Source organism: Aeromonas sp. Y318-3, assembly GCF_027706185.1.
GTDB lineage: Bacteria > Pseudomonadota > Gammaproteobacteria > Enterobacterales > Aeromonadaceae > Aeromonas > Aeromonas veronii.
Map to the genome: position 1 here is coordinate 216,405 of NZ_JAPDCN010000007.1, position 24,375 is coordinate 240,779.

25 protein-coding genes are annotated in these 24,375 nt (G+C 60.3%); 15 read left to right on the plus strand and 10 right to left on the minus strand.

All coding sequences use genetic code 11. The annotated features are described in order from the left end of the window. Window positions 1-108: 108 nt before the first annotated feature. From OKB77_RS12055 to OKB77_RS12065, 3 genes are read left to right on the plus strand one after another with little or no spacing between them, the layout of a single operon-like run. Entirely contained in the window at window positions 109-657 is a 549-nt protein-coding gene (locus OKB77_RS12055; RefSeq protein ID WP_021229702.1) for a DUF2975 domain-containing protein, read from the plus strand. Between the two features lie 7 nt (window positions 658-664). Beyond that, a complete protein-coding gene (locus tag OKB77_RS12060) occupies window positions 665-874 on the plus strand; it encodes a helix-turn-helix domain-containing protein (protein ID WP_005335250.1) in 210 nt (69 codons plus the stop codon). A 7-nt stretch (window positions 875-881) separates the two neighbouring features. Further along, entirely contained in the window at window positions 882-2,099 is a 1,218-nt protein-coding gene (locus OKB77_RS12065; RefSeq protein ID WP_123172470.1) for a hypothetical protein, read from the plus strand. A 70-nt stretch (window positions 2,100-2,169) separates the two neighbouring features. On the opposite strand, the gene OKB77_RS12070 is transcribed toward OKB77_RS12065, so the two are convergent. Continuing rightward, window positions 2,170-3,324, minus strand: coding sequence for a 3-phenylpropionate MFS transporter (locus OKB77_RS12070; protein WP_005348183.1), 1,155 nt, complete (start codon window positions 3,322-3,324; stop codon window positions 2,170-2,172). A gap of 289 nt (window positions 3,325-3,613) precedes the next feature. Beyond that, window positions 3,614-5,719, minus strand: coding sequence for a TonB-dependent hemoglobin/transferrin/lactoferrin family receptor (locus tag OKB77_RS12075; protein WP_005354204.1), 2,106 nt, complete (start codon window positions 5,717-5,719; stop codon window positions 3,614-3,616). A gap of 192 nt (window positions 5,720-5,911) precedes the next feature. On the opposite strand from OKB77_RS12075, the gene OKB77_RS12080 reads away from it, so the two are divergent. From OKB77_RS12080 to OKB77_RS12090, 3 genes are read left to right on the plus strand one after another with little or no spacing between them, the layout of a single operon-like run. Further along, window positions 5,912-6,883 (plus strand): ChaN family lipoprotein, encoded by a 972-nt coding sequence (locus OKB77_RS12080; protein ID WP_270817712.1) that lies wholly within the window; start codon window positions 5,912-5,914, stop codon window positions 6,881-6,883. 25 nt (window positions 6,884-6,908) lie between these two features. Continuing rightward, on the plus strand, window positions 6,909-7,463 hold the full coding sequence (locus OKB77_RS12085; protein WP_270817713.1) for a cysteine hydrolase family protein: 555 nt from the start codon (window positions 6,909-6,911) through the stop codon (window positions 7,461-7,463). 37 nt (window positions 7,464-7,500) lie between these two features. Next, window positions 7,501-7,884: a hypothetical protein gene (locus OKB77_RS12090; RefSeq protein ID WP_005335256.1), complete on the plus strand. Its 384-nt coding sequence runs from the start codon at window positions 7,501-7,503 to the stop codon at window positions 7,882-7,884. An 87-nt stretch (window positions 7,885-7,971) separates the two neighbouring features. Here the strand turns inward: OKB77_RS12090 and hutZ are convergent, their stop codons facing one another. Further along, window positions 7,972-8,529 carry a heme utilization protein HutZ gene (hutZ, locus tag OKB77_RS12095; RefSeq protein WP_005335257.1) on the minus strand — a complete coding sequence of 186 codons (558 nt, stop codon included), beginning with the start codon at window positions 8,527-8,529 and terminating at the stop codon, window positions 7,972-7,974. Continuing rightward, on the minus strand, window positions 8,526-9,038 hold the full coding sequence (gene hutX / locus OKB77_RS12100; RefSeq protein ID WP_005362516.1) for a heme utilization cystosolic carrier protein HutX: 513 nt from the start codon (window positions 9,036-9,038) through the stop codon (window positions 8,526-8,528). The genes hutZ and hutX overlap by 4 nt, the downstream gene beginning before the upstream one ends. Before the next feature lie 170 nt (window positions 9,039-9,208). Between hutX and OKB77_RS12105 the strand changes: the two genes are divergently transcribed. The 5 genes from OKB77_RS12105 (at window position 9,209) to pepE (ending at window position 14,476) form a co-directional block, all read left to right on the plus strand. Next, window positions 9,209-10,060, plus strand: a complete 852-nt coding sequence (locus OKB77_RS12105; RefSeq protein ID WP_058058227.1) for a heme/hemin ABC transporter substrate-binding protein — start codon at window positions 9,209-9,211, stop codon at window positions 10,058-10,060. Continuing rightward, a complete protein-coding gene (locus OKB77_RS12110) occupies window positions 10,057-11,100 on the plus strand; it encodes a FecCD family ABC transporter permease (RefSeq protein WP_042021724.1) in 1,044 nt (347 codons plus the stop codon). Before OKB77_RS12105 ends, OKB77_RS12110 begins: the two co-directional genes overlap by 4 nt. Window positions 11,101-11,111: 11 nt before the next feature. Further along, on the plus strand, window positions 11,112-11,915 hold the full coding sequence (locus tag OKB77_RS12115) for a heme ABC transporter ATP-binding protein (RefSeq protein WP_123172464.1): 804 nt from the start codon (window positions 11,112-11,114) through the stop codon (window positions 11,913-11,915). A gap of 230 nt (window positions 11,916-12,145) precedes the next feature. Beyond that, entirely contained in the window at window positions 12,146-13,507 is a 1,362-nt protein-coding gene (locus OKB77_RS12120; protein ID WP_270817714.1) for an endonuclease/exonuclease/phosphatase family protein, read from the plus strand. Between the two features lie 243 nt (window positions 13,508-13,750). Next, complete coding sequence (pepE, locus tag OKB77_RS12125; RefSeq protein WP_123172462.1) at window positions 13,751-14,476, plus strand: dipeptidase PepE; 726 nt, start codon at window positions 13,751-13,753, stop codon at window positions 14,474-14,476. 120 nt (window positions 14,477-14,596) lie between these two features. Here pepE and OKB77_RS12130 read toward each other — a convergent pair whose 3' ends face one another. The 3 genes from OKB77_RS12130 to dnaB form a co-directional block, all read right to left on the minus strand. Next, window positions 14,597-15,016, minus strand: a complete 420-nt coding sequence (locus tag OKB77_RS12130; protein WP_005362528.1) for a secondary thiamine-phosphate synthase enzyme YjbQ — start codon at window positions 15,014-15,016, stop codon at window positions 14,597-14,599. Continuing rightward, window positions 15,016-16,089, minus strand: coding sequence for an alanine racemase (gene alr, locus OKB77_RS12135; protein ID WP_033114623.1), 1,074 nt, complete (start codon window positions 16,087-16,089; stop codon window positions 15,016-15,018). The genes OKB77_RS12130 and alr overlap by 1 nt, the downstream gene beginning before the upstream one ends. Window positions 16,090-16,288: 199 nt before the next feature. After that, complete coding sequence (gene dnaB / locus OKB77_RS12140; RefSeq protein ID WP_026035132.1) at window positions 16,289-17,683, minus strand: replicative DNA helicase; 1,395 nt, start codon at window positions 17,681-17,683, stop codon at window positions 16,289-16,291. 363 nt (window positions 17,684-18,046) lie between these two features. Between dnaB and OKB77_RS12145 the strand changes: the two genes are divergently transcribed. Further along, entirely contained in the window at window positions 18,047-18,907 is an 861-nt protein-coding gene (locus tag OKB77_RS12145) for a Tim44 domain-containing protein (protein WP_005335275.1), read from the plus strand. Between the two features lie 412 nt (window positions 18,908-19,319). Here OKB77_RS12145 and slyD read toward each other — a convergent pair whose 3' ends face one another. Together slyD and OKB77_RS12155 are read right to left on the minus strand one after the other, a co-directional pair. Beyond that, the gene (gene slyD, locus OKB77_RS12150) at window positions 19,320-19,997 is read right to left on the minus strand and encodes a peptidylprolyl isomerase (RefSeq protein WP_123172461.1); all 678 of its coding nucleotides are present in this window, start codon (window positions 19,995-19,997) and stop codon (window positions 19,320-19,322) included. 143 nt (window positions 19,998-20,140) lie between these two features. Continuing rightward, window positions 20,141-20,344 carry a YheV family putative zinc ribbon protein gene (locus OKB77_RS12155; protein ID WP_005335287.1) on the minus strand — a complete coding sequence of 68 codons (204 nt, stop codon included), beginning with the start codon at window positions 20,342-20,344 and terminating at the stop codon, window positions 20,141-20,143. 39 nt (window positions 20,345-20,383) lie between these two features. On the opposite strand from OKB77_RS12155, the gene OKB77_RS12160 reads away from it, so the two are divergent. From OKB77_RS12160 to OKB77_RS12170, 3 genes are all read left to right on the plus strand, one after another. Beyond that, window positions 20,384-21,043, plus strand: a complete 660-nt coding sequence (locus OKB77_RS12160) for a hypothetical protein (RefSeq protein ID WP_123172460.1) — start codon at window positions 20,384-20,386, stop codon at window positions 21,041-21,043. Window positions 21,044-21,196: 153 nt separating this feature from the next. Beyond that, a complete protein-coding gene (locus OKB77_RS12165) occupies window positions 21,197-22,096 on the plus strand; it encodes a chemotaxis protein (RefSeq protein WP_270817715.1) in 900 nt (299 codons plus the stop codon). Between the two features lie 66 nt (window positions 22,097-22,162). Then, complete coding sequence (locus OKB77_RS12170; RefSeq protein ID WP_123172459.1) at window positions 22,163-23,149, plus strand: hydrolase; 987 nt, start codon at window positions 22,163-22,165, stop codon at window positions 23,147-23,149. Here the strand turns inward: OKB77_RS12170 and OKB77_RS12175 are convergent. Then, window positions 23,128-24,279, minus strand: coding sequence for a GGDEF domain-containing protein (locus OKB77_RS12175; RefSeq protein WP_123172458.1), 1,152 nt, complete (start codon window positions 24,277-24,279; stop codon window positions 23,128-23,130). The genes OKB77_RS12170 and OKB77_RS12175 overlap by 22 nt on opposite strands. Between the last annotated feature and the right edge of the window lie 96 nt (window positions 24,280-24,375).

Consider the following 24,375-nt stretch of genomic DNA (forward strand, 5'->3'; position numbering starts at 1 on the left):
TAAGTTTTATCTTGACTGCATATCGTAAAACAATAAACATTACCGGTGTGAATATTGATAAACGATAAACTTTACCTTTCAGATAAAACCATCACAGTGAGGAATGAGATGATCTCCAACAAACTCGAACGCTCGAGCATGCTGATCGAATGGCTGCTGCTGCTGGCACTGCTGGCGACCCCTTTGATCACCTTGCTGGAGGTGTGGACCCCCTTCGGTGGTGCCGATTTTCTGCAGGAAAAGCTCAACACCATCTTGAGCCGCCCCGGCATCAATCCTGCCGACTATCCCCTTCACTTCTCCACCCGGCTGCTCGGCACCCTGGTGCAGCTGTTGCCGGATCTGGTCTTTATGATGATGCTCTGGCAACTGCGCCAGCTGTTTCGTGGCTACCGCGCCGGTCTGCTCTTCACCTTCGAGCAGATCCGCCGCTATCGGCAGATCGGACTGCTGCTCTGTACAACCTTCCTGGTCGAATTGATCCTGACCCCCTTGCTGGATACGGTGCTCACCATGAGAGGCCCGGAAGTACTCGGTACCATAGCGCTGAGTACCTCAGATTTCCGGGTACTGCTGGCGGGACTGATCGTACTGGCGCTGGCACTGGTCATGCGCGAGGCCAAACTGCTGGCCGATGAACAGCAGCTGACGGTGTGAGGATCCTATGCCCATTATCATCCGACTCGATGCCCTGCTGGCCGAGCGTAAAATGACCGCCCGCGAGCTGGCCCAGCGCATCGACATCACCGAGGCCAACCTCTCGATCCTCAAGAATGGCCACGCCAAGGCGGTGCGCTTCTCCACCCTGGAGGCCATCTGCCGTGAACTCAAATGCCAGCCCGGCGATCTGCTGGGCTACGAGCAGGAGCGCTAACCCCCTTATGAGTCGTCATATCACCCTGTTTGCCCTCTGGCTGCTGCCGCTGTGGGCCTGCGCTGGCAATGACGCGAACGGCCCCCGCTATCTTATCGAGCAGGGCGCCAGCGCCAATGTGCTGCAAGTGCGCCTCACCATGCAGGGCAAGCCTCCCTTTACCCTGCTCCCCGCTCGTCAGTTGCCGGGCAGTGCCACACCGGCTTCCCCCGCGCTGGTCTGCCTTGCAAACAACGAGCCGGTTGCCCTCAACCAGCCCTTCTCCTGCAAGGAGATCGGCTGGCAGATCACGCTCACACCGGCTCCGGCAGAGGGTGCTGATGCCTCGGCCCAACAGTCGCTTCTGTTCGCACCCAATCAGTGGCTATTGACCGAGTGGGGTAACTTTGTGCGCCAGATGGGGAGTCGCCAAGGAAAGGTTTGTCTGCCGGATGGCAGCTGCCAACCACTGCCGGATGTCAACCAGCCGCCGCTGATCCTGCCGTTTGGTCTGGACACTGTGCCCGTTACCAAGCCGGATCCGCGGCTGGTGCTGAGCCATGACGAGACCGCCAACCAGTTCGATCTGCCGGCCTTGCAGCAGCAACTGAATGAGATCATCGACTATCTGGCCTTCCAGCTCGATGTGGATCCGCCCACTCACCCGTGGCAACTGGTGTGGCTGGGGCGGGATGTGGCGACCCGATCCCTTGGCGGCGCAGCTGGGGATCAGGTGTTTGTCGCCAACTACCCCACCGAGGCTGGCAAGCCGACGCCACAGGCCCCCTTGCGCCTGCTGCGCACCTCGGCCCACGAGGCGGTGCATATCCTCAGCGCTCGCCATACTGCGCCACAACCCACCTGGGTCAACGAGAGCCTCGCCGAGTACCTCGCCATCAAGGCGCTGCGCCGCTTTCGGCTGCATCAGGTCACAGCGGTCAACGAGCTGGCCGAGCGGGGCAAACTGCTACCTCATAGCGAGAGCGGCCTCTATCGGGCAGCTCGCGAGGTGCTGGCGGGCGATCGCTCCTACTACCCGCTCTTTTACGTCAAGGGGAGCGCCTTCTGGGAAGCGCTGGAGCGGGAGCTGCAGCACAATGACGTGACGCTGGCGCAACTGCTGCCCCAACTGAGCTGGCTGCCGGATGGCCGCTTTGATGCCGCATCCAATGAGCTGCTTGCCGGCACCATCGGCTCGGATACCTGGCGCCGTCTCAGCCGCCTCTATCTTGGCGAGCAGCAGTAGCGCCACAAACCGCAGTAACGAAAAAGGGAGAGCCATGGCTCTCCCTTTTGTTAGGTGAAATAGACAAATATCAGGCTGGAGCCCTCTCCTGCGCAGACGGCGCAAAGGGGCGCAGCCGCAGGAAGAAGACCGGCAAGACCACCAGCACCATCAGGAAGAAGATGCCACCGCCGAGAGGCTCGAACAGCACGCCGCAGAGCGCCATCAGGGCCGCCACCGTCATGCCGAGGCCAAGGGCCGCATAGAGCGCCTGAGTCGGGATCAACTGCTCGGCGGGCAGCTGGCGAGTCATGAAACGCACAGCCCCGAGATGACTCATGCCAAAGGTGACCGAGTGGAGCAACTGCCCCAGCACCAGTACCCACAACTCGGTCGAGGCCCCCAGCAATACCCAACGCACCACACAACCGATGGCACCGGCGATAAAGAGACTCTGGGCGCCAAAGCGTTGCAGGAAACGCTTGTCGGCGGCGAACATGCAGATCTCCGCCACTACCCCGAGCGCCCAGAGATAGCCGATGATGGTGCCGCTATACCCTTGTGCCTTCCAGTAGATGGCGCTGAAACCGTAATAGGCGGCGTGGCTCCCCTGCAGCAGAGCGGTCAGCAGCAGGAAGCGACGCACCGGCGCGCTGCGCAGGGTTGCCAGCAAGGACGCCTTGGCGCGCTCGCCCTGACTATCCTGTGGCGCCGGATAGAGCGGCAGCCAGCTGAGCAGCAGCATCAGCACCAGCCCCGCCACCATGGTGTGCAAAATCCAGTCGCTACCGAAGTTGCCCACCAGCGCCCCCACCAGGGTAGAGGCAACGATAAAGGCAAAGGAGCCGCACAGCCGCACCTTGCCGTAATCGAGGTGCGCCTGCACCACCATGCGGGTCGCCAGCGCCTCTCCCACCGGCATCAGGGTCGGATAGATAAAGTTCGCCAGCAGGGTCAAGCCCACCAGCCACCAGAGGTTATGACTGAGATAGAAGCCGAGAAAGGCCAGCAGACTGAGCAGGGAGAGCAAGCGGGTAACCGGCAGCAGATGGCCCGCCCCCTTGATCTGCCCCATCACCATCAGGTTGCCGGCAAAGCGGATCGCCATCCCCGCCCCCAGCAGGAGACCAATCATCTCGGCGCTGACGCCCACCCCCTCCAGCCAGAGCGACCAGAACGGCAAGTAAGCACCGTAGACAAAATAGAAGGCGCCGAAAAAGAGCGCTAACCAGGAAAACGCGGGCATAGATCCTCTGCAACCGGATGACGGGAGCAGAATGATAACCCATCCTCCCCCGCAGATCCCGATGGAAACCCTGCGCAGAAAACTAAAAAACTTCAATAAAATTGAACTATTACCGAAGATGCGAAGTCTACTTGGTAACACCTCCTCCTGGTTAGTGTTGCAATCCTTCCACCCGCCCATGGCGGGTTTCTTTTTTAGGCAAACATTTGCTCTGCTCCATCGTCACAACATGGCGGCGACAAAAAAGGGGCCGAAGCCCCTTTGATCATCTGCGTCTGTTGTTTGCTCTTTAGAATACGTATTTGACCCGTGCACTCAGGTTGCGGCCCGGTTCGGTCATCATGCTGTTATCGGAGCCCTCGGCACGACCGGCGATGCGCTCGTAGCTGGTGTACTCCTTGTCAAACAGGTTGAAGACCCCGACGTTGAGCTGCAGGTCGGTCATCGGGTTGAACTGGGCGTACATATCCACCACACCCCAACCGGCGCTCTTCACATAATCGTTGCCTTTGCTGTCTTTACGGACTTTGTCCATGTCGTCAGCAAAGCGCAGCGCGGTGTTGAAGTTCCATTGGGACTGTTCCAGACGCACACCGATCGAGCCATTGAGCGGGCTCAGGCTGTTGATGTAGTTGCCATCCCCATCCTTACCTTCGATGTAGGCGAGGTTGCCCCATACATTGACGATGTCGTTGAGCCAGTAATCCGCCTTGGCTTCGACCCCTTTGGTGGTCGCCTTGCTCAGGTTCTGGTACTGGTAGACAGCGGTTCTCCCCTCTTTGCCCACTTCAACCATCTCGATGAAGTCTTCAAACTTGTTGTAGAAGCTGGCTACTTCATAGCTGAAGCCATTGCTGCTGCCACGTACGCCGAGATCGATGCCGTCGCTGCTCTCCGGATTGAGGTTCGGGTTGGGCTCGATGCGATAGCCGTACGCCTGATGGTTCAGGGTGGAGAAGGCGCTGTCATACATGGGGGCCTTGAAACCGTGGCTGTACTGGGCGAACAGGTTGGCCGCCTCGTGGGCCTTGAACACCAGACCCAGCTTGGGTGACAACTCCCCTTCGGAGAACTTGTGCAGCTTGTCGCCTGTGTAGGCCGGATCGTTGTCCGGGGTCATCCGGTAGTAGTCATAACGGGCACCCGGGGTCAGTACCCAGCGCTCGCCAAACTTGATCTCGTCAAAGGCCCACAGGGCGCTGCGCTCGCTGGTGGTAGCCGGGAAACTCAGCTCGTTGTAGCCGACAAAATCACCGGGAGTCGTCGGCCCCTTGTAACGGGTACGTTCGTTGTCGGTGTGTTCGTATTCAGCACCCCAGGCCAGGCGGTGGTTGGCGACCGCCTTGTGGAACTGCAGCTGGGCGCCGATGTTCTTCTGATCGAACACGTTGTGATCCAGCGAGTTTTTGGTCACATAGGGGTTGCCGGGGCTGACCGGATACTTGGATGAGGCGTACTGATCCAGTGTCTGCTTGGTGCGGGCGAAGTAGACCTTGCTATCCATCCGATCGGCCCAGCCTTGGTTCAGCGCGATGCCGTGATCCAGCACCACAGATAGGTTGTCGGTCTGCTTGTCGGTGATGGGCTGATCAAAGACACGGGCAGTACCGGTACCGACCTTGTTGAGCTTGACCGCATCCGGCTCCTCGCCATCGGTCAGGTAGTCAACGGTCAGCTTGAGGAACTGCTCATCGGAGAGGTTCCACTTGCTCTTGAGCAGCAGGGCGTGGGTACCGATATCGAAGTCGTTCTTGGTGGAGTCGAAATTCTGGGTCACACCGCCATCGCGCCAGGTGTAGCGCAGCAGGTTCTCCACTTCGCCGGTGCGCAGGGCGCCGGTAAAGCCCGCCATCTTCTGGTGGCTGCTTGAGGCGTAACCGCTGGTCACGTCCAGATAACTATCCTTGCCCTTGAGGAAATCGCTGGCATCCTTGGTGGTGATGGCAATCACGCCACCCAGCGCATCGGAGCCGTAGGCCGCAGAAGCGGGCCCCTTGGCCACTTCTACCTGCTTGATCATGTCGGTATCGAAGTAGCTCTGGCCAACACCGCCCTTGCTGTAGGCATCATTCTGGCGCACACCGTCGCGCACCACCTTGACCCGGTTTTCACCCATGCCGCGGATGATGAAGGTCTGCGCATCACCCTGACCGCCGAGCACAGTCACACCGGGTTCGTAGCGGAACAGGTCGGCGACATTAGTGACGACCTGCTCTTCAATCTGCTTGGCGGTGATCACCGAGATGGGACCGGAGACATCTTCCAGTTTTTGCTCCATCCGTGAGCCGCTGACGACCACGACTTCATCCGCCTTCTGGGTGGCAGCAAAGACCTGGGAGGAGAGACCGGCCGCCACGGCGAGGGCAACCAGAGAGAGTGCGTTATGATGGGTCACAGCGAATCCTTATTGAGAACTGTTATCAAACAGGCCGCATATTACCCGGCTCTCGACAAAGATCAACAAGAAACGAAATCATTCTCATTTGTTTTGAACCAAATTGGTTTTACACTGTCGCCCTGTGTTGCCCTTATTCTCTATTAGCCCCCGAGATGCACCGGCATCCGGGCATATCAGCCGTGAGATCCCATGATTAGACGACTTCCCCTGCTCGCCCTACCGCTGCTACTGGCAGCCTGTGCCACCCCCACCCAACCGACCCAGTCATCACAGTTGCAGACGCTCTATGACTACCGGCTAAGCGGCGAGGGAGACGCAGACCTGACGCTGGAGCAGGCAATCGCGCGCATTGCCGACGCCGACATCATTCTGGTGGGTGAGCTGCACAGCCATCCCGCCGTGCATCTGTTGCAATCGCGCCTGTTGAGCGGGCTCTACACCGCAGGTCAGCAGCACGGTCGGCCATTGGCCCTCTCCATGGAGCAGTTCAGCCGCGCCGATCAGAAGACGCTGGATGCCTATCTGGCGAACCAGATTGGTGAAGCGGCCTTGATCCGCGAAGGCAACGCCTGGCCCAACTATCCGAGCGACTATCGCCCGCTGGTGGAGTTTGCCAAGACTCACCGGATGCCGGTGATCGCCGCCAACGCCCCCAAGCCGCTGGTGAGCTGTGTCGGTCAGGAGGGGGCTGAGTGGCTCGACAAACTGCCCGCGTCGCGCCGCAGCCAGCTGGCCCGCCAACTGACGCTGGGGGATGACCCCTATCGCCAAAAATTTATGGCCTCCATGCACCACGGCGACGCCGACAGCAACGCCCGCCGCTTCGCCGCCCAAACCAGCTGGGATGACACCATGGCCGAGAGCATGGTGGATTATCTCGCCAAGCACCCGGGCCAGCAGATCATGCATATCGCCGGCAATTTCCACGTCGAGGGGGGGCTTGGGCTCGCCAGTCGCATCGCCAGCCGCAATCCTGTCCTCAAGGTGGCGCTGGTCGTGCCCCGCACAGATGAGACCTCTGTTGCAGATCCCGCAGCCGATGTGCAGGTAACCATCATGCCGCTGCCTAAGCGCTGGCAAAACAGTGACGAGATGAAGCAAGATATGGGCGCGCTGCATCAATCCCGCAGTCGTGACTGCAGCCAGTGGCTGCAACCCTAATCTTCCAGGAAACGGCGGGTAAAATATGGATGTGTTACTGATCATCGATGTGCAGCAAGGCTTGTTCAACGAGCCCCGTTACCGCCAGGAGCAGGTGCTGGCCAATATCAATCGGGCTGCGGCCCATGTCAGACAGCAACAGGGACGGGTCATCTATATCCAGCATGACTCGCCCCCCGGTACCGAACTGGAACCGGGCACCCCGGGTTGGCAGTTGCACAGTGCGCTGCAACCGGCCAAAGGAGATAGCCGGGTACGCAAGACAGCATGTGACAGCTTTCTCGATACCGAACTTGCCTTCCTGCTGGCCGAGCAGCCGGTCGATCGACTCATTCTCTGTGGCTGCGCCACCGATTTTTGCGTCGATACCACGGTGCGCAGTGCCGCCTCCCATGGGTACGAGGTGCTGGTATTAAGCGATGGTCACACCACCGCTGATCGCCCCCATCTGAGCGCGGCCCAGATCACCGAGCACCATCACTGGATGTGGCGCCACCTTAGCCTGCCGGAGGGGCGCAGTGTCACCCTGCTCACCACCAACGAACTGCTGGCAGTAACACCCGCCCTGCAGCCGTGCTAATCTGCGAGCCTCGCTTCGTTTCTCACTGGAGTCTGTCGTGCGCCTGTTGTCTGCCACCCTGTTGTTGATTGTTCCCCTGCTGTCGGCCTGCTCCAGCTTGCCCGGACAGAAGTATGACGGGCCGGAACCTCTGTTTCTGACCCACATCAACGAGGAGGGGAGCAAGCGCTTCACCTTTGAAGCCGCGCCCAACGACACCTTGCCGCGCGGCCTCTCGGCGGCCCAGAGCCAGCGGCTGCTAGAACAGCGAGAGGCGTTGCAGGAGAACCTGCTGACCGAGACCCTGGCGACCAAGCAGTATTGCCGCCAGGGCTACATAGTGCTGAGCCAGACCTCCTGGAAGGTGCGGGGGGAGTGCAACGAAACGGCCACCGACGCCGATCGTCGCGCTTTTCCCAACAAGGCCAGCTGGCAGGATTGAACAGGCCGGATGAGATAACGCAATAAAAACGGGCAGCCCAGTGGCTGCCCGTTTTGTTATAACGGCTGTCGTGGTCGACAGGGATTATCAGACCGGCGCATCGGCCGGGCTGGTGAGCTCGGCACCGTTGTCGATGCGCTTGTGCCCTTCCACCAGATGGACGAAATCCACCAGTTCGTCACCGGAGACCGCGAACGCCTGGCCGAAGCCCTTGACGAACAGCCCCTGCTCCGGCTTGAGGCGGAACAGTTTGAAATCCTTGAGGTTGGAGAGACCCTTGATGATCTCGCCAAAACGACCTTCCAGTGCCGCCACCGCCTTGCTCCAGCGGGCGTCGTCACGGGCAACGACTTCAGCCACCGCATCGAAGGTCAAGCGCTTGCGGGCAAACAGCTCGCGGGCACCGCTCTCATCCTCGATCAGCATCAGGGATACCCGGGGCACCTGTTGCAGGTTGCGGGCGTGGCGGGCGATCTCGGAGATCAGCACATAGTAGCCATCTTCCTGTAGCACGAACGGGGCATAGCTGGCGTTGGGATTGCCTTCGCCATCGACGGTGGCGAGCTGCAGGGTGCGGCAGCTGTCACGAAACTCGCGGATCTCCGGTTGCAGGCGGTTTTGCAGACGCTCCTGACGTTCACTCATGCTTTGACTTCCTCTTGAGAGTTGTGGCGCAGCGCCATAAAACGGGTGACCTGATCGGCCAGCAGCTGGCGTTTCTCGTCGCGACCCAGATAGACCTTGAAAATGCAGCGGCCGGAGTGACCGAAGAACTGGAAGGAGTGCCCCTCCTTGCCCATGAACAGCTTGCTGACCAGCGCAATCCCCGCCACGTTGTCGAGCTTGAGGTGACCATGCAGCTCACCGTCGCGGCCCATCAGGTTGTAGTAGCCGCGAGCGTCCTTGCCTTTCGGGAAGGGAGCTTTTACCTCGAAGATGGAACCTTCTGATTCGACGATGGTGGTCACCGGGCCCCAGTCGGCCAGATCTTCCAGCAGACCTTGTGCGCGATCGGCGGGCAACAGGGTCACCAGCTCGGCGGGCAGATGGCGAACCACCTCCCATTCGCTGATGGCAAGCTGGGCCGCCAGGGTGGACGGATGAGCGCCGGGATCCTGCTCCAGCAGCGCGTGAATGCGTTGTGCAATGCTCATGTTTTCTCCCTCTGCGGGACCATATTGTCCCGCTGTTTATCATGGCGGCTACTCTAATAAAGCACCGAAACCAATGCAATTGATAATTGCTATCATTATCAGTGCATTTTTTCCAAAGCCTTGATATTCTCGGCGGCACACCCGTTTCATTCACCCCTTCGGAGGTTAGCATGGGCCGTCGTCTTGCCCTCGCCATCACCCTGCTCTGCAGTTCACTCTCTCCCTTCTCTGCCGTTGCTGCCGACGGACAGAAAGAGCGTATCGTCAGTATCGGCCCCGCCACCACAGAACTCATTCTGGCCCTTGGCGGTGAATCGAGCCTGATCGCCACCGATGTCAGCAGCCCCTTGCCCAAAGGGTTGCCCAAGGTGGGTTATCACCGGGCACTGGCCGCCGAAGGTATCCTGAGCCTCTCCCCCACCCGACTGGTGGGCAGCGACGAGATGGGCCCGGCCCCGACCCTGGATCAGCTGCGCCGTGCCGGGGTCAAGGTGGAGGTGCTGGATACCGCGCCGACTCTCGCCAACCTCAACCAGCGTATCGACACCCTCTCCAGCCTGCTGGGCGATAAAGCCGCTGGCGATCGCCTGAAGGCAGAGATCCAGGCTCAGACCGATCAGCTGGCGGCGCAAGCCAAACAGAACAAACCGCTCAAGGTCGCCTTCCTGCTGCTGCACAAGGGGCAACCCACCAGCATCGCCGGGGGGGACACCACAGCCAGCGCGCTGATCTCGCTGGCAGGCGGCATCAATCCGGTCGCCGAGTTGCGCAACTACAAGCCGGTATCCGCCGAAGCCCTCATCGAGATGCAGCCCGATCTGGTGCTGGTCAGCGGTCGTGACTGGCAGCAATATGCCGATCCGGCCAAGGTGCTGGCAGAAGTACCCGCCCTGGCCGCTACCCCGGCTGGCAAGCGCAATGCCATTCACGCCATAGACGGTCACGCCCTGCAAGGGGGCCTGAGCCTCAACTCCCTGCAACAGGCGAACCAGATCGCCCAGTGGATCAAGCAGGGGTCATGATGCGCTTGCCCCTCTCCTGGCTGCTGGCCTTCACCACGGCCGCACTGGCGCTGTTGCTGCTCGGTTCGCTGGCAACCGGCCCCATGACCCTCACCCTGGGTGAGAGTCTGCGGGCGCTGTTTGCCGGGCAGGAGAGCGGGATTGAGTCACACAAGCTGCTGATCGTTCAGGAAATTCGCCTGCCGCGCACCCTGCTCTGCATCGCAGTGGGGGGGATCCTCGGGCTCTGTGGCGCAGTGATGCAGGGACTGTTTCGCAACCCCCTGGCTGACCCAGGCATCATAGGTGTCTCCGGCGGTGCGGCGCTGGGCGCGGCGCTCGCCATCGTGCTGCTGGCCCCTCTTGCCCCACAATATGGCCAGCAGTTGCAAGCCACCATCGGGGTTGGCCTGCTGCCGCTGCTCGCCTTTCTCGGCGGCGCGCTCACCACTACCCTGGTCTATCTGCTCGGCACCCGTGAAGGGGGCACCTCGGTCACCGTCATGCTGCTGGCCGGGGTCGCCATCACTGCGCTCTCCGGTGCAGTGATCGGCCTGCTCACCTATCTGGCGGACGATCAGATGCTCCGCAACCTGAGCCTGTGGCAGATGGGAACGCTGGCGGCAGGCAAACCGGCCGATGTGGCGCTGGCCCTGCTCACCCTGGCGGCCCTGCTGTGGCTCTTTATGCGCGATGCTAATCCCCTCAACGCCCTGCTGCTGGGGGAAGGAGAGGCTCGTCATCTGGGAGTCAATGTGCAATCCCTCAAGCGCCGCCTGATTCTGCTCACCGCAGCGGGCGTCGGGGTGGCGGTGGCGGTATCGGGGATGATCGGCTTCGTCGGACTGGTAGTGCCCCATCTGGTGCGCCTGCTGGCAGGCCCCAACCATGTCAGGTTGCTGCCACTCTCGGCCCTGCTGGGTGCCGCCCTGCTGCTGGCAGCCGATATGCTGGCACGCACCCTGCTGGCCCCGGCCGAGCTGCCGGTGGGCATCATCACCGCCCTGCTCGGCGCCCCCTTCTTCATCTGGCTGCTGGTAAAAGGCCGCCGCGCTCTGTGATACGGACTGTTATGCAACCACTCTCATCCTCACTCTCCTACCCCCTGTTGAGCTGCACCCGACTCAGCCTGCGCCGTGGCCAGCGCCAGATCCTGGATGGGCTCGATCTCGACCTCGAGAGCGGCACCCTGACCGCTCTGCTCGGCCCCAACGGGGCGGGCAAGAGCTCGCTGCTCAAGTGTCTGACCGGCGAGCTGGAATATGAGGGTTCCATCACCCTGTTTGGCGCGGATCGCCAGCAGTGGGACAGCAGCCAGCTGGCCCACCGACTCGGGGTATTGCCGCAAAGCTCCTCCCTCAACTTCCCCTTTCTCTGCGAGGAAGTGGTCGCCATGGGGCGCCTGCCACACAGTGAACCGGCGGCGCGGCGTGACGAGATTGTGGCGGCGGCCATGACCCATGCCGGGGTCGAGCATCTGGCCAAGCGGCTCTATCCCGGGCTCTCTGGCGGCGAGCGGCAGCGGGTGCAGTTTGCCCGGGTGCTGGCGCAGATTTGGCAGGCCCCCTCCCCGACCGAGCAACCCCGCTTGCTGCTGCTCGACGAGCCTACCTCGGCGCTGGATCTGAAATACCAGCATCAGCTGCTCACCATGGCGCGCGCCCTCGCCAGCCGCAATACTGCGGTGCTGGTGGTGCTGCACGACCTCAATCTGGCGGCGCGCTATGCCGATCGGCTGGTGATGCTGGAGCGGGGCAAGCTGATGGCCGATGGCACGCCTGCCGAAGTGCTCACCCCTGAGCTCATCGCCCGTCTCTATGATTATCCGGCACAGGTGATCCACCACCCCGAGAGCGGCCTGCCGATGGTGGTGTGACAAACTCAGAGTGCGGTAACGGCAGGAAGCGCGCCATTCATCCCGGAAACTGCAGCATATAAACCGGTTTTTCACACCCCATATCGCCCTGCTAACATTCATCATCGCCAGATATGTGGTGTGAATATCCTCACACTTTGCTCAGGCAAAATCCCCGCAGCATCACCGTCTACTTATAATGACGCCGCCTCACAGAAGGCATAACTCATTGATGCTACGGAATAATTACAATGAAGAATATCAACAAGACCCTACTGGCTGCCGCCATCTCCCTCGGGATGCTGGCTGGTTGCAACAGCGACAACGACTCAAAGGCAGCTGATCCCATGGTTCGTTTTGCCACCTTCAACCTCTCTTTTGACCGCACTGCCGCCGGTATGCTGACCGGTGAGCTGGCACTGACCCGCACCGAGCAGGATGCCCTGCTGGCCCGCCTCGCCGAAGGGAGCCTGAGCGGCGCCACGGAAACCAAAGCCAAGAACGTGCAGCAGATCCGCAACGTGGCGGAGATCATCCAGCGAACCCGCCCGGATGTGTTCCTGCTCAACGAGTTCGACAACGACGGCAAAGGCGAGAGCACCGCCGATCTGAAAGCCTTCAACGACAACTATCTGGCCCACGCCCAGCACGCAGAGGTGACGGCCATCAGCTATCCGGTGATGCAGAATTTCGCCACCAACACCGGCCTGATGAGCGGTTATGACCTCAATCTGGATGGCAAGGTCAACAGCGGCCCCGACGATGCCTGGGGCTTTGGCAACTACCACGGCCAGTACGCCTTTGCGGTAATGTCCAAATACCCCATCGACACCAAGCAGATCCGCACCTTCCAGAACTTCAAGTGGAAGGATATGCCGGGCGAGCAGAATCCCATCATCGATGACTGCAACAATCCCAAGGTCAAGATCCCGGCCAGCCGCCAGTGTGGCGATGCCTGGTATTCAGACGCAGCCTGGCAGCATTACCCGCTCTCCTCCAAGAACCACGCCGATGTGCCAGTACGGATCAAGACCGAGAAGGGTGAAGAGGTGATCCACTTCCTGATCTCCCACCCGACCCCGCCGATCTTTGCCAACGCGGCGCGTCACACCGTCAAGCACAACCGCGCCGAGATCGCCTTCTGGAACGACTACGTCAAGGGTCTCAACTACATGACCGATGACAAGGGCACCAAGGGTGGGCTGGCCAAAAACGCCAAGTTCGTCATCGCCGGGGATCTCAACGCCGATCCGCTCACCGGTGACGGCGACCTGACCGCCATTCAGGATTTGCTAAACAACCCGCTGATGAATCAGGCCATCACCAATGGCACCCTGATCCCGGTCAGCGAAGGGGGACCGGAGTGTGTCAGCAAAGGGGCCGACTGCAAACGCAACCTCAATCGCCCCAACCCGGAACGGATCACCAACTCCAGCGTGCTGCAGCTGGATCACCTCATCCCCTCCGCCAACCTCAACGCGGTCAAGAGCGGCGTCTTCTGGCCTGCCAGCTTCGAGGCCGGTTATCACCTGGTCTATGATGCAAAACTCGGCATCGCCAAGGGAGTCAGTTCGGATCACCGCATGGTGTGGGTCGATCTCAAACTCGACTAACTCTGCCATGACCCCGCTGCGGCGGGGTCTTTTATTGGCGATGGCAGCGAGCGGAGCGCTGCTTATTAATCCACCAGTTGGCAGTGAGTTATCAATCCATAACTCATCCATAGCCGTTGAATGGGCCTCGCGATCACAGAACCACCGCGCCAATGGTGGTAGCATGCCCGCTCTTGCCATCCGGCCGCACGGCGGATCCGGTGGCCCTCCCTCCTCCGCTTTCACTTTTTGAGGAACGATTTGATGGAACTGCTTCTGCTTAGCAACGGTAAAGCCAACGAATTTCCGGGTCTGCTCGGCTGGGCCCGCGATCGGGTTCAAAGCCTGCTCGCGCGCAAACAGGTCAAGCGCATCCTGCTCATCCCCTACGCGGTGATCCGCAGCGACTGGGATGCCCGCGCCAACGAACTTACCGAGAGCCTCGGGATCGAGACCATCAGCATTCATCACTTCGATGATCCGGTCGCGGCCGTCAATCAGGCCGACGCCATCTTTATCAGTGGCGGCAACACCTGGCGCCTGAATCAGCTGCTGCATGAAAATGGCCTGATCGTGCCGATCCAGCGTGCCGTGCGCGAACGGGGCGTCCCCTATGTGGGCTGGAGCGCCGGTTGCAACGTGGCGACCCCGAGCATCCGCACCACCAACGACATGCCGGTCTGCAACGCAGCCGTGCTGCCCGCGCTGGGCCTGTTCCCGCTGCAGATCAACCCGCACTATCTGGACGCCAGCATCAGCGGCCACATGGGCGAGACCCGCGACGAGCGTCTGGCCGAGTTCTGCGCCATCAACCCGAGCGAATATGTGGTGGCCCTGCGCGAAGCGAGCCTGCTGCAGATCAGCGGCGATACCGTTGAGTACTGGAGCGCCCGCGAGCAGGATTTCAAGATCTTCAAACAGGGTCAGGAGCCGCAAGCCTTTATGGACGCCGCCCCGCTGGCCGAGCTGACCCCCTTCAAGGTCGGCTGAGCCACGAAGAGCGCCGAACCACTTGCAGGCAGATGGCTCACAGCAACGTAGAAACAAAAGAGGGATGGCTCGGCGCCATCCCTCTTTTTTATCTTCATCTTTCAGCTGGTTGCAGTCTGATTACTCACCCTGCAGGGTCACCAGCACCTTACGGGCGCCACCATCGACGCGATGTTCGCCAAGCCAGATCCCCTGCCAGGTGCCAAGTGCCAGCTGACCGTCACGGATCGGCAGTAGCAGGCTCACCCCGAGCAGGGAGGATTTGATGTGGGCAGGCATGTCATCCGGCCCCTCATAGGTGTGGCGATAGTAGGGGGCATCTTCCGGCGCCAGCCGGTGCAGATGGGCCTCCATATCGCTGCGCACGCTGGGGTCGCAATTCTCGTTGAGGGTGAGCGAGGCGGAGGTGTGTTGCAGCAGCAGGTGCGCCATGCCAATCCGGTAATCCGCCAGCATCGGCAGTTTGGCCACCAGCTCGTCCGTCACCAGATGAAAGCCCCGCGAACGGGGCTTCAACGTCAGCAGGCACTGCTGCCACATCAGACGTACTCCATAAAGACGCGGGAGGTGAGCTTGGTGATGAGCTCGTAGGGGATGGTGCCAATCTCATCGGCCACCCGCTCCACCGGCAACCCCTCGCCCCACAGTACCGCCTCGTCACCGGCCTTGTCGGTTGCGCCGGGCCCAAGATCTACCGTGCTCATATCCATGGAGACACGCCCCACCAGCGGCACGATGCGGCCGTTGATCAGCACGGAAGTGCCATTGGGCGCCATGCGCGGATAACCGTCACCGTAGCCGATGGCGATCACCCCGAGCCGGGTATCGCGCTCTGACACCCAGTTGGCGCCATAGCCCACCGGCTCGCCCGCCTTGTGATCCCGCACCGCAATCAGCTGGGTCTTCAAGGTCATCACCGGCTGCAGGTCGTAATCGGCCGCCACCGTGTTGGGGAATGGCGACACGCCATAGAGGATGACACCGGGGCGAACCCAGTCGCAGTGGGAGTCTGGCCAGGCCAGAATGCCCGCCGAGTTGGCCATGGCCCGCTCGCCCGCCAGCGGTGCGGTCAACTTGCTGAACAAGTCGATCTGCTCGCGGGTAGTGGGCTGCTCCAGCTCATCGGAGCGGCTGAAGTGGGTCATGATGTTGAACGGCTGCACCACGTTCTTGCACTTGCCGAGTCGTTCGATAAAGGCGGGCATCTCGTCGGCACGCACCCCGAGGCGGTGCATGCCGGTGTCGAGCTTGAGCCAGGCCACCACGGGGGCTGGCAGCTCGACCTGCTCCAGCGCTTCGAGCTGCTCCCAGGTGTGAACCGCCGTCTGCAGGTTGTTGGCCGCCAGCACCGGCAGATCGTCGGCGGAGAAGAAGCCCTCCAGCAGCACGATGGGCTTGACCACGGCGCAGGAGCGCAGCATCAGCGCCTCTTCGATACGGGCCACCGCGTAGGCATCCGCATCCACCAGGGTGCGGGCGACCGGCAGCAGTCCGTGGCCATAGGCGTTGGCCTTGACCACAGCGATGATCTTGCAAGCGGGAGCGTGGCGCTTGACCACGGCGAGGTTGTGGCGCAAGGCCGCAGTGTTGATTTGGGCAGTAGCCGCTTTCATGGTTTTCCCTTACGAGGGCACAAATGGTCTCCCCCTCATCGGGCAGAAGACCGCCACTCACTTATCGTCGTCGAAGGCCGGACCGGCATAATTGTCGAACCGGGAAAACAGGCTCTGACGGGCTGCCTTGCAGTGAATGGCAAGCGGGTCAGAGCGGTGATGGCAATCCTGACCCTAGGATTGCCATGATTGTTACTTATCAATAATCGTCGTCAAACGCCGGACCGGCATAGTTGTCGAACCGGGAGAACTGACCCTGGAAGGTGAGGCGCACTCTTCCGATAGGGCCGTTACGCTGCTTGCCGATGATGATCTCGGCAATCCCCTTGTCCGGGCTGTCATCGTGATAAACCTCATCACGATAGATAAACATGATCAAATCCGCATCCTGCTCGATGGAGCCCGATTCACGAAGATCCGAGTTGACCGGGCGCTTGTCGGCCCGCTGTTCCAGACTTCGGTTCAGCTGGGAGAGCGCCACCACAGGGCACTGCAGCTCTTTCGCCAAGGCCTTGAGGGAGCGGGAGATCTCGCCGATCTCCAGGGTACGGTTGTCAGAGAGCGCCGGCACCCGCATCAGCTGCAGGTAGTCCACCATGATCATGGATAGGCCACCATGCTCGCGTGCCACCCGACGGGCACGGGAGCGTACATCGGTCGGAGTGAGGCCGGAGGCGTCATCGATATACATCTTGCCCTTCTCCAGCAGCAATCCCATGGTGGAGGAGAGGCGCGCCCAATCCTCGTCGTCGAGCTGACCGGTACGCACCTTGGTCTGATCGATACGCCCCACAGAGGCAAGCATACGCATGATGATCTGCTCGGAGGGCATCTCCAGCGAGAAGATAAGCACCGGCTTGTCGGCGGTGAGGGCCGCATGCTCGCACAGGTTCATGGCAAAGGTGGTCTTGCCCATGGAGGGGCGGGCCGCCACGATGATCAAGTCCGAACGCTGCAAACCGGCGGTCATCTTGTCGAGATCGTTGTAACCGCTCGATACCCCAGTCACCCCGTTGTGCGGGGTCTTGAACAGCTCTTCAATCTTGTCGACGGTCTGCTCGAGGATGAGCTTCAGGGGCTGGGGCCCCTCGTTGGCGCTGGTGCGCTGCTCGGCAATCTTGAATACCTTGCTCTCGGCAAGATCCAGCAGATCGCCAGAGGTACGGCCCTGTGGCTCGTAACCCGCTTCGACGATCTCGTTGGCGACCGAGATCATCTCCCGCACCACCGCTCGCTCGCGCACGATTTCGGCGTAGGCGTTGATGTTGGCGGCACTCGGGGTGTTCTTGGCGATCTCCACCAGATAGGCGAAGCCACCCGCCTCTTCCAGCTGTTCGGAGCGTTCCAGCTCCTCCTGCAGGGTGATGAGGTCGATGGGGTTGCCCGCGTTGGAGAGGCGGGTCATGGCCTGGAAGATCAACCGGTGCGGACGGCTGTAGAAATCCTGATCGATCACCCGTTCGGCAACCCGATCCCAGGCATCGTTATCCAGCATCAGGCCGCCCAGTACGGACTGTTCGGCCTCAAAAGAGTGGGGAGGAACTTTCAGCTGTTGTGTCTTGGCGTCTTTTTTCGCCGTCACTTGCTCTGCCATACACATAAAAACCGCAGCGGGAAGGGGACGGGAATTTTACAAAAGAAAGCCAACTACGGCGAGCCCTATCTGGCGGCTCATACCATCATAAAGGGCCAAACCAGAGTCTGCTCTACCTTGACCATTTTGATTTTGCTTCGCATTTTGCGCTCCTTGCGACTCAATCTTCTGCTTTTCATCCGGTTTACTCCTCTTGTTTGACGCCGCATCGCGGCAACCTCGTTCATGAATAATTCATGCCAGAGGTGATATTGATGAATACAAGCTGCGACACAATTAGGGACAGGCAGCCTGCCATGCGCCTTGCTGAGCTTGCCAAAGCGGAGCATGCCCCACCCACAGACGAGAGTGAAAAGAGTCAAAATGAAAAAGATGCTGACCCTGTTTGCCGTGATCCTGGCCATTGGCCTGGGGGCACCTCACGCCGAAGCCAAGAAATTTGGCGGCGGCAAATCCTTTGGTAAAAGTTACAAAACTGCGCCGGCCCAGCCTGCGGCCAAACCGGTCGACAACAAGAATCCGACACTGAATGCCCAGACTCCGCCGAAAAAGAGCGGCATGATGGGTGGCCTGCTGGGCGGCCTGCTGGCCGGCGGCCTGTTTGCCTACCTGCTGGGCAGCGGTGCCTTTGAAGGTCTGCAAGGAATGGACTTCCTGCTGATCGCCCTGCTGGCGCTGGGTGCCGTCTTCCTGATCCGTACCCTGCGCAAGGGCAAGGTCGCGACGCCACAGCCACAACAGGCGGCCTATGCGGGCTATCAGCCACCGCAATCCGCTGCCCCGCAACAGTTTGAGCAGAGCAACAGCGCACCGCAAGCCACTGGCTTTGCCGACAGCGACGTCCCGTTCCGCCTGCCGCCAGGCTTTGACATGAACAGCTTCCTGGCCGGTGCCCGTGATCACTATCGCACCCTGCAAGAGGCATGGAACAAGAACGATCTGGAAAAGGTGCGCGAGTACGTCAGCCCCGAGCTGTTTGAGCAGCTCAAAGCCGAGCGCGCCGAACTGACTGGCGACCAGCATACCGAAGTGATGTACGTCGATACCCAGCTGGTACGTGCTGACTATGGCAGCGACTGGGCCCAGGTGAGCGTGCGCTTCAGCGGCCGCTACATGGACCGTCAGGAGCAGGTCGAAGAAGACATCAAAGAGGTGTGGCACCTCGAACGCGATCTGGCCAAGAACAATGCCCCCTGGCATATCGTCGGTATCGAGCAGCTGTAAGGCTTCACGCTAATCAGTTAGTCACTAGACAATAGCCAGTCAGTTAAGCCTGACTGGCTTTTTTTATAGGGCACAACGAGACCAAATAGAGACTGACACTGGCTCGTTATAGCTGTTGGGACATGAAGTAACTTGGTCATATTGTGCTTATGAAGACACTGATTTAGTACCCCGTTTACGCACCGAGCCAAAAATACATCGCGGAATCGAGAAGGAAATAATGTTGAGCATTAACCAAAAATAAGCGCCCCTGTTAGCTTGGGAAAAGCCGCGAGCCTATTTGACAGACATAAAAAATCCGAAGCCAGAACAACCGGCTTCGGATTTCATCATCCAAGGAGGAGCAATTAATGAGCATTAATTGCTCGGTATGACTCCTACGGCAGATTTCTTATCATCGGCATGGCCGTGATCAGTGGTGATGGCCCTTGCCACCACAACCGCCGCCACCGCAGCAGCCGCCGTGACCATGGTCGTCACCGTGGTCGTGGCCATGATCGTGACCGTGACCGTGGCCAGCACCGCCGCAGCAACTGCCCTGGCCGTGCTCCTCATCATGGTCGTGACCATGACCGCCACAGCAGCCGCCGTGATCGTGGTCATGACCGTGATCGTGACCGCAACCACCGGCACCGTGAACGTGGCCGTGAGCCAGCTCTTCGGCAGTGGCAGCACGCACGTCCTTGATCTCGACCTTGAAGCCCAGAGTCACACCAGCCAGCGGATGGTTGCCATCTACCTTGACGAACTCTTCGGACACTTCAACCACGGTCACCGGACGGTGGCCATCGTCGGTTTCAGCCACAAAAGTATCCCCTTCGGAGACTTCCATGCCGTCGAACAGCTCGCCCGGCACTTCTTGTACCAGGGTCTCATCATATTCGCCGTAGGCCTGGCTCGGTGCCAGAGTCACTTCGAAGGCTTCACCTACCGCGCGACCTTCCAACTCGGCTTCCAGGCCTGAGACCAGATAACGGGTGCCGTGCAGATAGACCAGCGGCTCTTTGCCGACAGTGCTGTCGATGACTTCACCGTGCTCGTCGGTGACTGTGTATTCCAGCGTAACCACGCTCAGAGGAGCTACTTTCATGTCAGGATCCTGCGGATAGAAAAAAACGGGCTCAGAATACCCTAAAAAGCGGGCCGCGCATATGCCGTGCCGTGCCTCGGAGTGACGAAAAAAACGGCAACAGCGTCAGCGAGGAGACCCGCATTCCACCCGCCGTTCCCTTATCAGGGGCGAAACACCCCGATCACCTCTTCCGCCTCGCGAGTCTGCTTGTCGACCTCGGCAGGCGTTTGTACCTGGGTATCGCCACAGGCGACACAGGTCACCTTCTCGACTCCATGCTCCAGATACAGCATCATGTTGTCCAACTTGCCGCACGCCGGACAGACAGCACCGGCAATGAAGCGTTTTTTACGTCTGGTTTCCATATTTGTTACCTCCAGGCAGCATCATATCAGGGTTTTTACATGCATCACGCCATCGAGTATCACCATTTTTCCTGCCAGGGCCTGCACGCTGGCAACCGCAAACGAACTCCGGTCGGGCAGCTGTTGCGGATCACCCGGGGCGCCGCGCTGCTGAGACTGGGCCAACATGAGCTGTTGCTGCCGGCAGGCAGCAGCTTCTGGCTCTGCGCCGATGCCCTCGCGGCCTTCAGCCCCCTCAGCGGTTGCGAGTACGATCAGCTGAATGTCTCTTTGCGCGTGGCTCAGCCGCAGCAGGCAGGCTGGCTGCAGACCACCCCGCTGCTCGATGCCCTGCTCGACTCTCTGGCACGGTGGCAACGTCCGAAAGAGTGGCAAGGGGCCTACGGTCAGCGACTGCAGGTGATCCTGGATGAGCTGCAACAGTGCGCCATCAGCCAGCAGGGTCACGGTGAGCTGCAAGCCTGCTGGCAAGCGCTGGTCAATGGCCAACCGGAGTCTCTGCAACTGTGGGCACAACAAGCCGATGCGCCGGTGGAAGGGAGTGAATTGCAACAACAGTGGCAACTGCTGCAGGCGCTCAGATTGCTCAAGGGCGGCAGCAAGCCCGCGCAGGTTGCCAGCAAGCTGGGTTATGCCGATGAGGCCGCGTTGCAAGCGGCCTGCCAGCAGTGGGGCGTTGGCGAGGATGGCGATCAATAACCGGACGCCGATGTGAGTGTGCCAACGAAATTGGCTGAATGAGTCCAGTTTTTTGCCAGATGGTCGTTAACAAGGAAGGGCCATTCCCCCCGTAATCCTTTATGCTAGAGGCCTGAAGTGACTGCCAACATTTCGACCAACAGGACATCTGCCATGACGAGCAAAGCCAATCAATCACAGGGCATGTTGCTGTTTCATCTCTCTGCCAAGCAATCTTTTGCTATCGGTACCCTCAAGGTGAAGGAGATAGTGCCCTACACCCAGCTGACGGCAATGCCGCACTCGCACCCGACCGTGTTGGGGGCCGCCAATATGCGCGGCTCCACCATTCCGGTGATCGACATGGCGATGGCGGTGGGCTATCGCCCCATCAGCAAGGAGGAGATGCCCCACTGCTTCATCATCATTACCGACTGCCGCCGCACCCTGGTGGGCTTTCTGGTGCGGGGCATCGACAAGATCACCGAGTGCAACTGGCGCGATATCGAATCGCCCCCCGCCTCTCTCGGTCACAATGTGTTCGTAACCGGCGTGACCCGGGTCAATGACCAGCTGATCCAGCTGCTGGATGTGGAGCTGATCCTCTCCCGGGTCTATCCGGACGATCCGAGCCACCTCTATCCAGTGCTGACCGATGTGCAGCGGGAGCGGATCAAGCCGATGCGGATCTTGCTGGTCGATGACTCCTCGGTCGCTCGCCGTCAGCTGATGGCCGCGCTCGACTACATCAATATCCCCTATGAGGTCTGCACCAATGGCAAGGATGCACTGACCCTGATGCAGACGCGGGCGAGCCAGAAGACCCCGATCGACATTCTGGTGAGCGATATCGAGATGCCCGGGCTTGATGGCTACGAGCTGGCCTTCGAGGTGCAGAGCGACAGCAAACTGGCGGGGGCCTACATCATCCTGTACACATCCCTCTCCAGCGAGATCAGTGTGGAGCGGGCCCATCAGGTGGGAGCCCATGAGGCGCTGACCAAGTTCGAAGCCAATGAGCTGATCCAGGCCATGCTGCGCGGCGCCGAACATCACGATCGCCTGCTGAAATAAGCCAATGACTGGCGGGAGGAACACACCTCCCGTCCTCCTTATCTTCGACCCAGACCGACTGACCCCATGCTGACCGAGAGCCACTTCCACGCCCCCTGGTGGGCACGCAATCCTCATCTGCAGACCATATTGCCCAAATGGCTGCGCCGCACCCCAGCCCGTTTTGTGGCGGAGCGGTTTGAACTGCAGGATGGGGACTTTGTCGACCTCGCCTGGAGCGGGGAAGTCAGCCTTGATGAACGGCCGCTGATAGTGGTGTTTCACGGGCTGGAGGGGAGCATTCACTCCCACTATGCCAAGGGATTGTTCGCCCATCTGCAGCAAGAGGGCAGAGAGGCCGTGCTGATGCACTTTCGCGGTTGCAGTGGCGAGCCCAATCGCCACCTGCAGGCCTATCACTCCGGCGCCATCGGTGACGCGCAGGAGCTGATTGCCGAGCTGAGCCAGCGCTTCCCGGGCAAACCGCTGATCGCCATCGGCTTTTCACTGGGTGGCAATATGCTGGTCAATCTGCTGGCGCGGGCCTGCCCTGCGGCGCTGAAGGCGGCGGTGGTGGTCTCGGCCCCGCTGCAACTTGCGAGTTGCGCCGAGCGGGTCAATCAGGGCTTCTCGAAGGTCTATCAGAACTATCTGCTGCGCACCATGCGCCGCAATTTGCTCAACAAGATCAGCCAGCAGCAGAAAGCGAGTGAGCGCTGGCAACCTCGACAAGTGGAGCAGATTGCCACCCTGCGCGATTTTGACGAGCTGGTCACCGCGCCGCTGCACGGCTTTCACAGCGCCAGCCACTACTACCAGAGCTGCTCGGGGCTACCGCTGCTGGCTCAAATCCCCATCCCTACCCTTATCCTGCACGCCGCCGACGATCCCTTTATGTCACACGCGGTCATTCCCCGGCCGGAGCAACTCTCGCCCACGGTGCGCTATGAGTTGAGCCAGCGCGGCGGCCATGTCGGCTTTCTGCACGGCACGCCCTGGCGGCCACGGTTTTGGCTGGATGAACGGATCAGTCGCTGGATTGCCGAACAGAGTCACTCTGCAACACAGAACTGATTGCGTCCCGACTCCTTGGCCCGATAGAGCGCCTGATCGGCCCGCTCCAGCAGCTGGCTCGCCCCTTCGCCGGACACTGTGCTGGCAATCCCCTGACTCACCGTCACCCAGGGGGCAACATCGGACGCCAGATGCTCCAGCTGCAGGCTGGCCAAGCCATCTTGCAGCCGCTGCGCCACGCTGGCCGCAGCCTGACGGTCGGTATTGGGCAGCAGCAGCACAAACTCTTCCCCGCCATAGCGGGCAACCAGATCAGATGGCGTGCGTACCGCACGGTTGAGCGCTTGTGCCACCTCTTTGAGGCACATATCTCCCACCTGATGGCCGTAGTGGTCGTTGAAGCGCTTGAAATAGTCCACATCGATCAGAATGAGCGATAGCGGAGCGCCGCTCTCCTGGCTATGGGCCAACGCGCGCTCCAACTCGATATTGAAATGCCGCCGGTTGGCGACACCGGTCAGAGGATCTTGCTTGGCGAGCTGATCAAGTTGGCGCAGCAGCATCAGATTTTCATGCTCTCGCATGATCGCAAGCTCAAACCAGCGGTGCAGCATGCGGCGGCCGACCTCCAGCGCAATCACGCCAAACAACACGCCAAGCAGGTAAATCTGGAGAAAATCGACGCGCAAAAAGAGCTCCAACCCTACACCCACCGTCATCGGGCCCAAGAGATAGCCATACAACACCTTGCGGTCGGGATAAAACGCGATGAGCGCAGCCAGCAGGTTGAGCCGCATGATCCCGTTGGCATAGCTGACCCCTCCCCGCAGCTCTACCTGACCAATCGTGTAGATGTGCAGCGTCCAGAGTCCGCCCCATAGCACCATCACCAGTGCAGCCATCCGTAACCAGAGGCGATCCTGCAGATGGTCACAAAACAGGCTGACAACAGGTAGCAGTAATAGCACCACCATGACCAGGGCCAGCTCACTCTGAAAGCGCCAGGGCAAGCTGTCATCACTGGCGAGCCCGACCTGACTGTAAACCTCGTAGCGTATCGAAAGAAACAACACCACCAGCCAGTTCAACAACCAGAACCACACCATGCCTCGGGCAATCGCCTCTCGACGTGCGCTGTCCAGATGCTCAGTCAGGGTTAACGGCGCGCTGCGCTGCGCTTCAGACAACATCTCTCAGACTCCGGTGAAAAGGTAAAAAGTGATTGCATTCGCGGGATTCAACACAACAATAGCCTGACGATCACCTCTTTTGCTGTGAGACCTTTA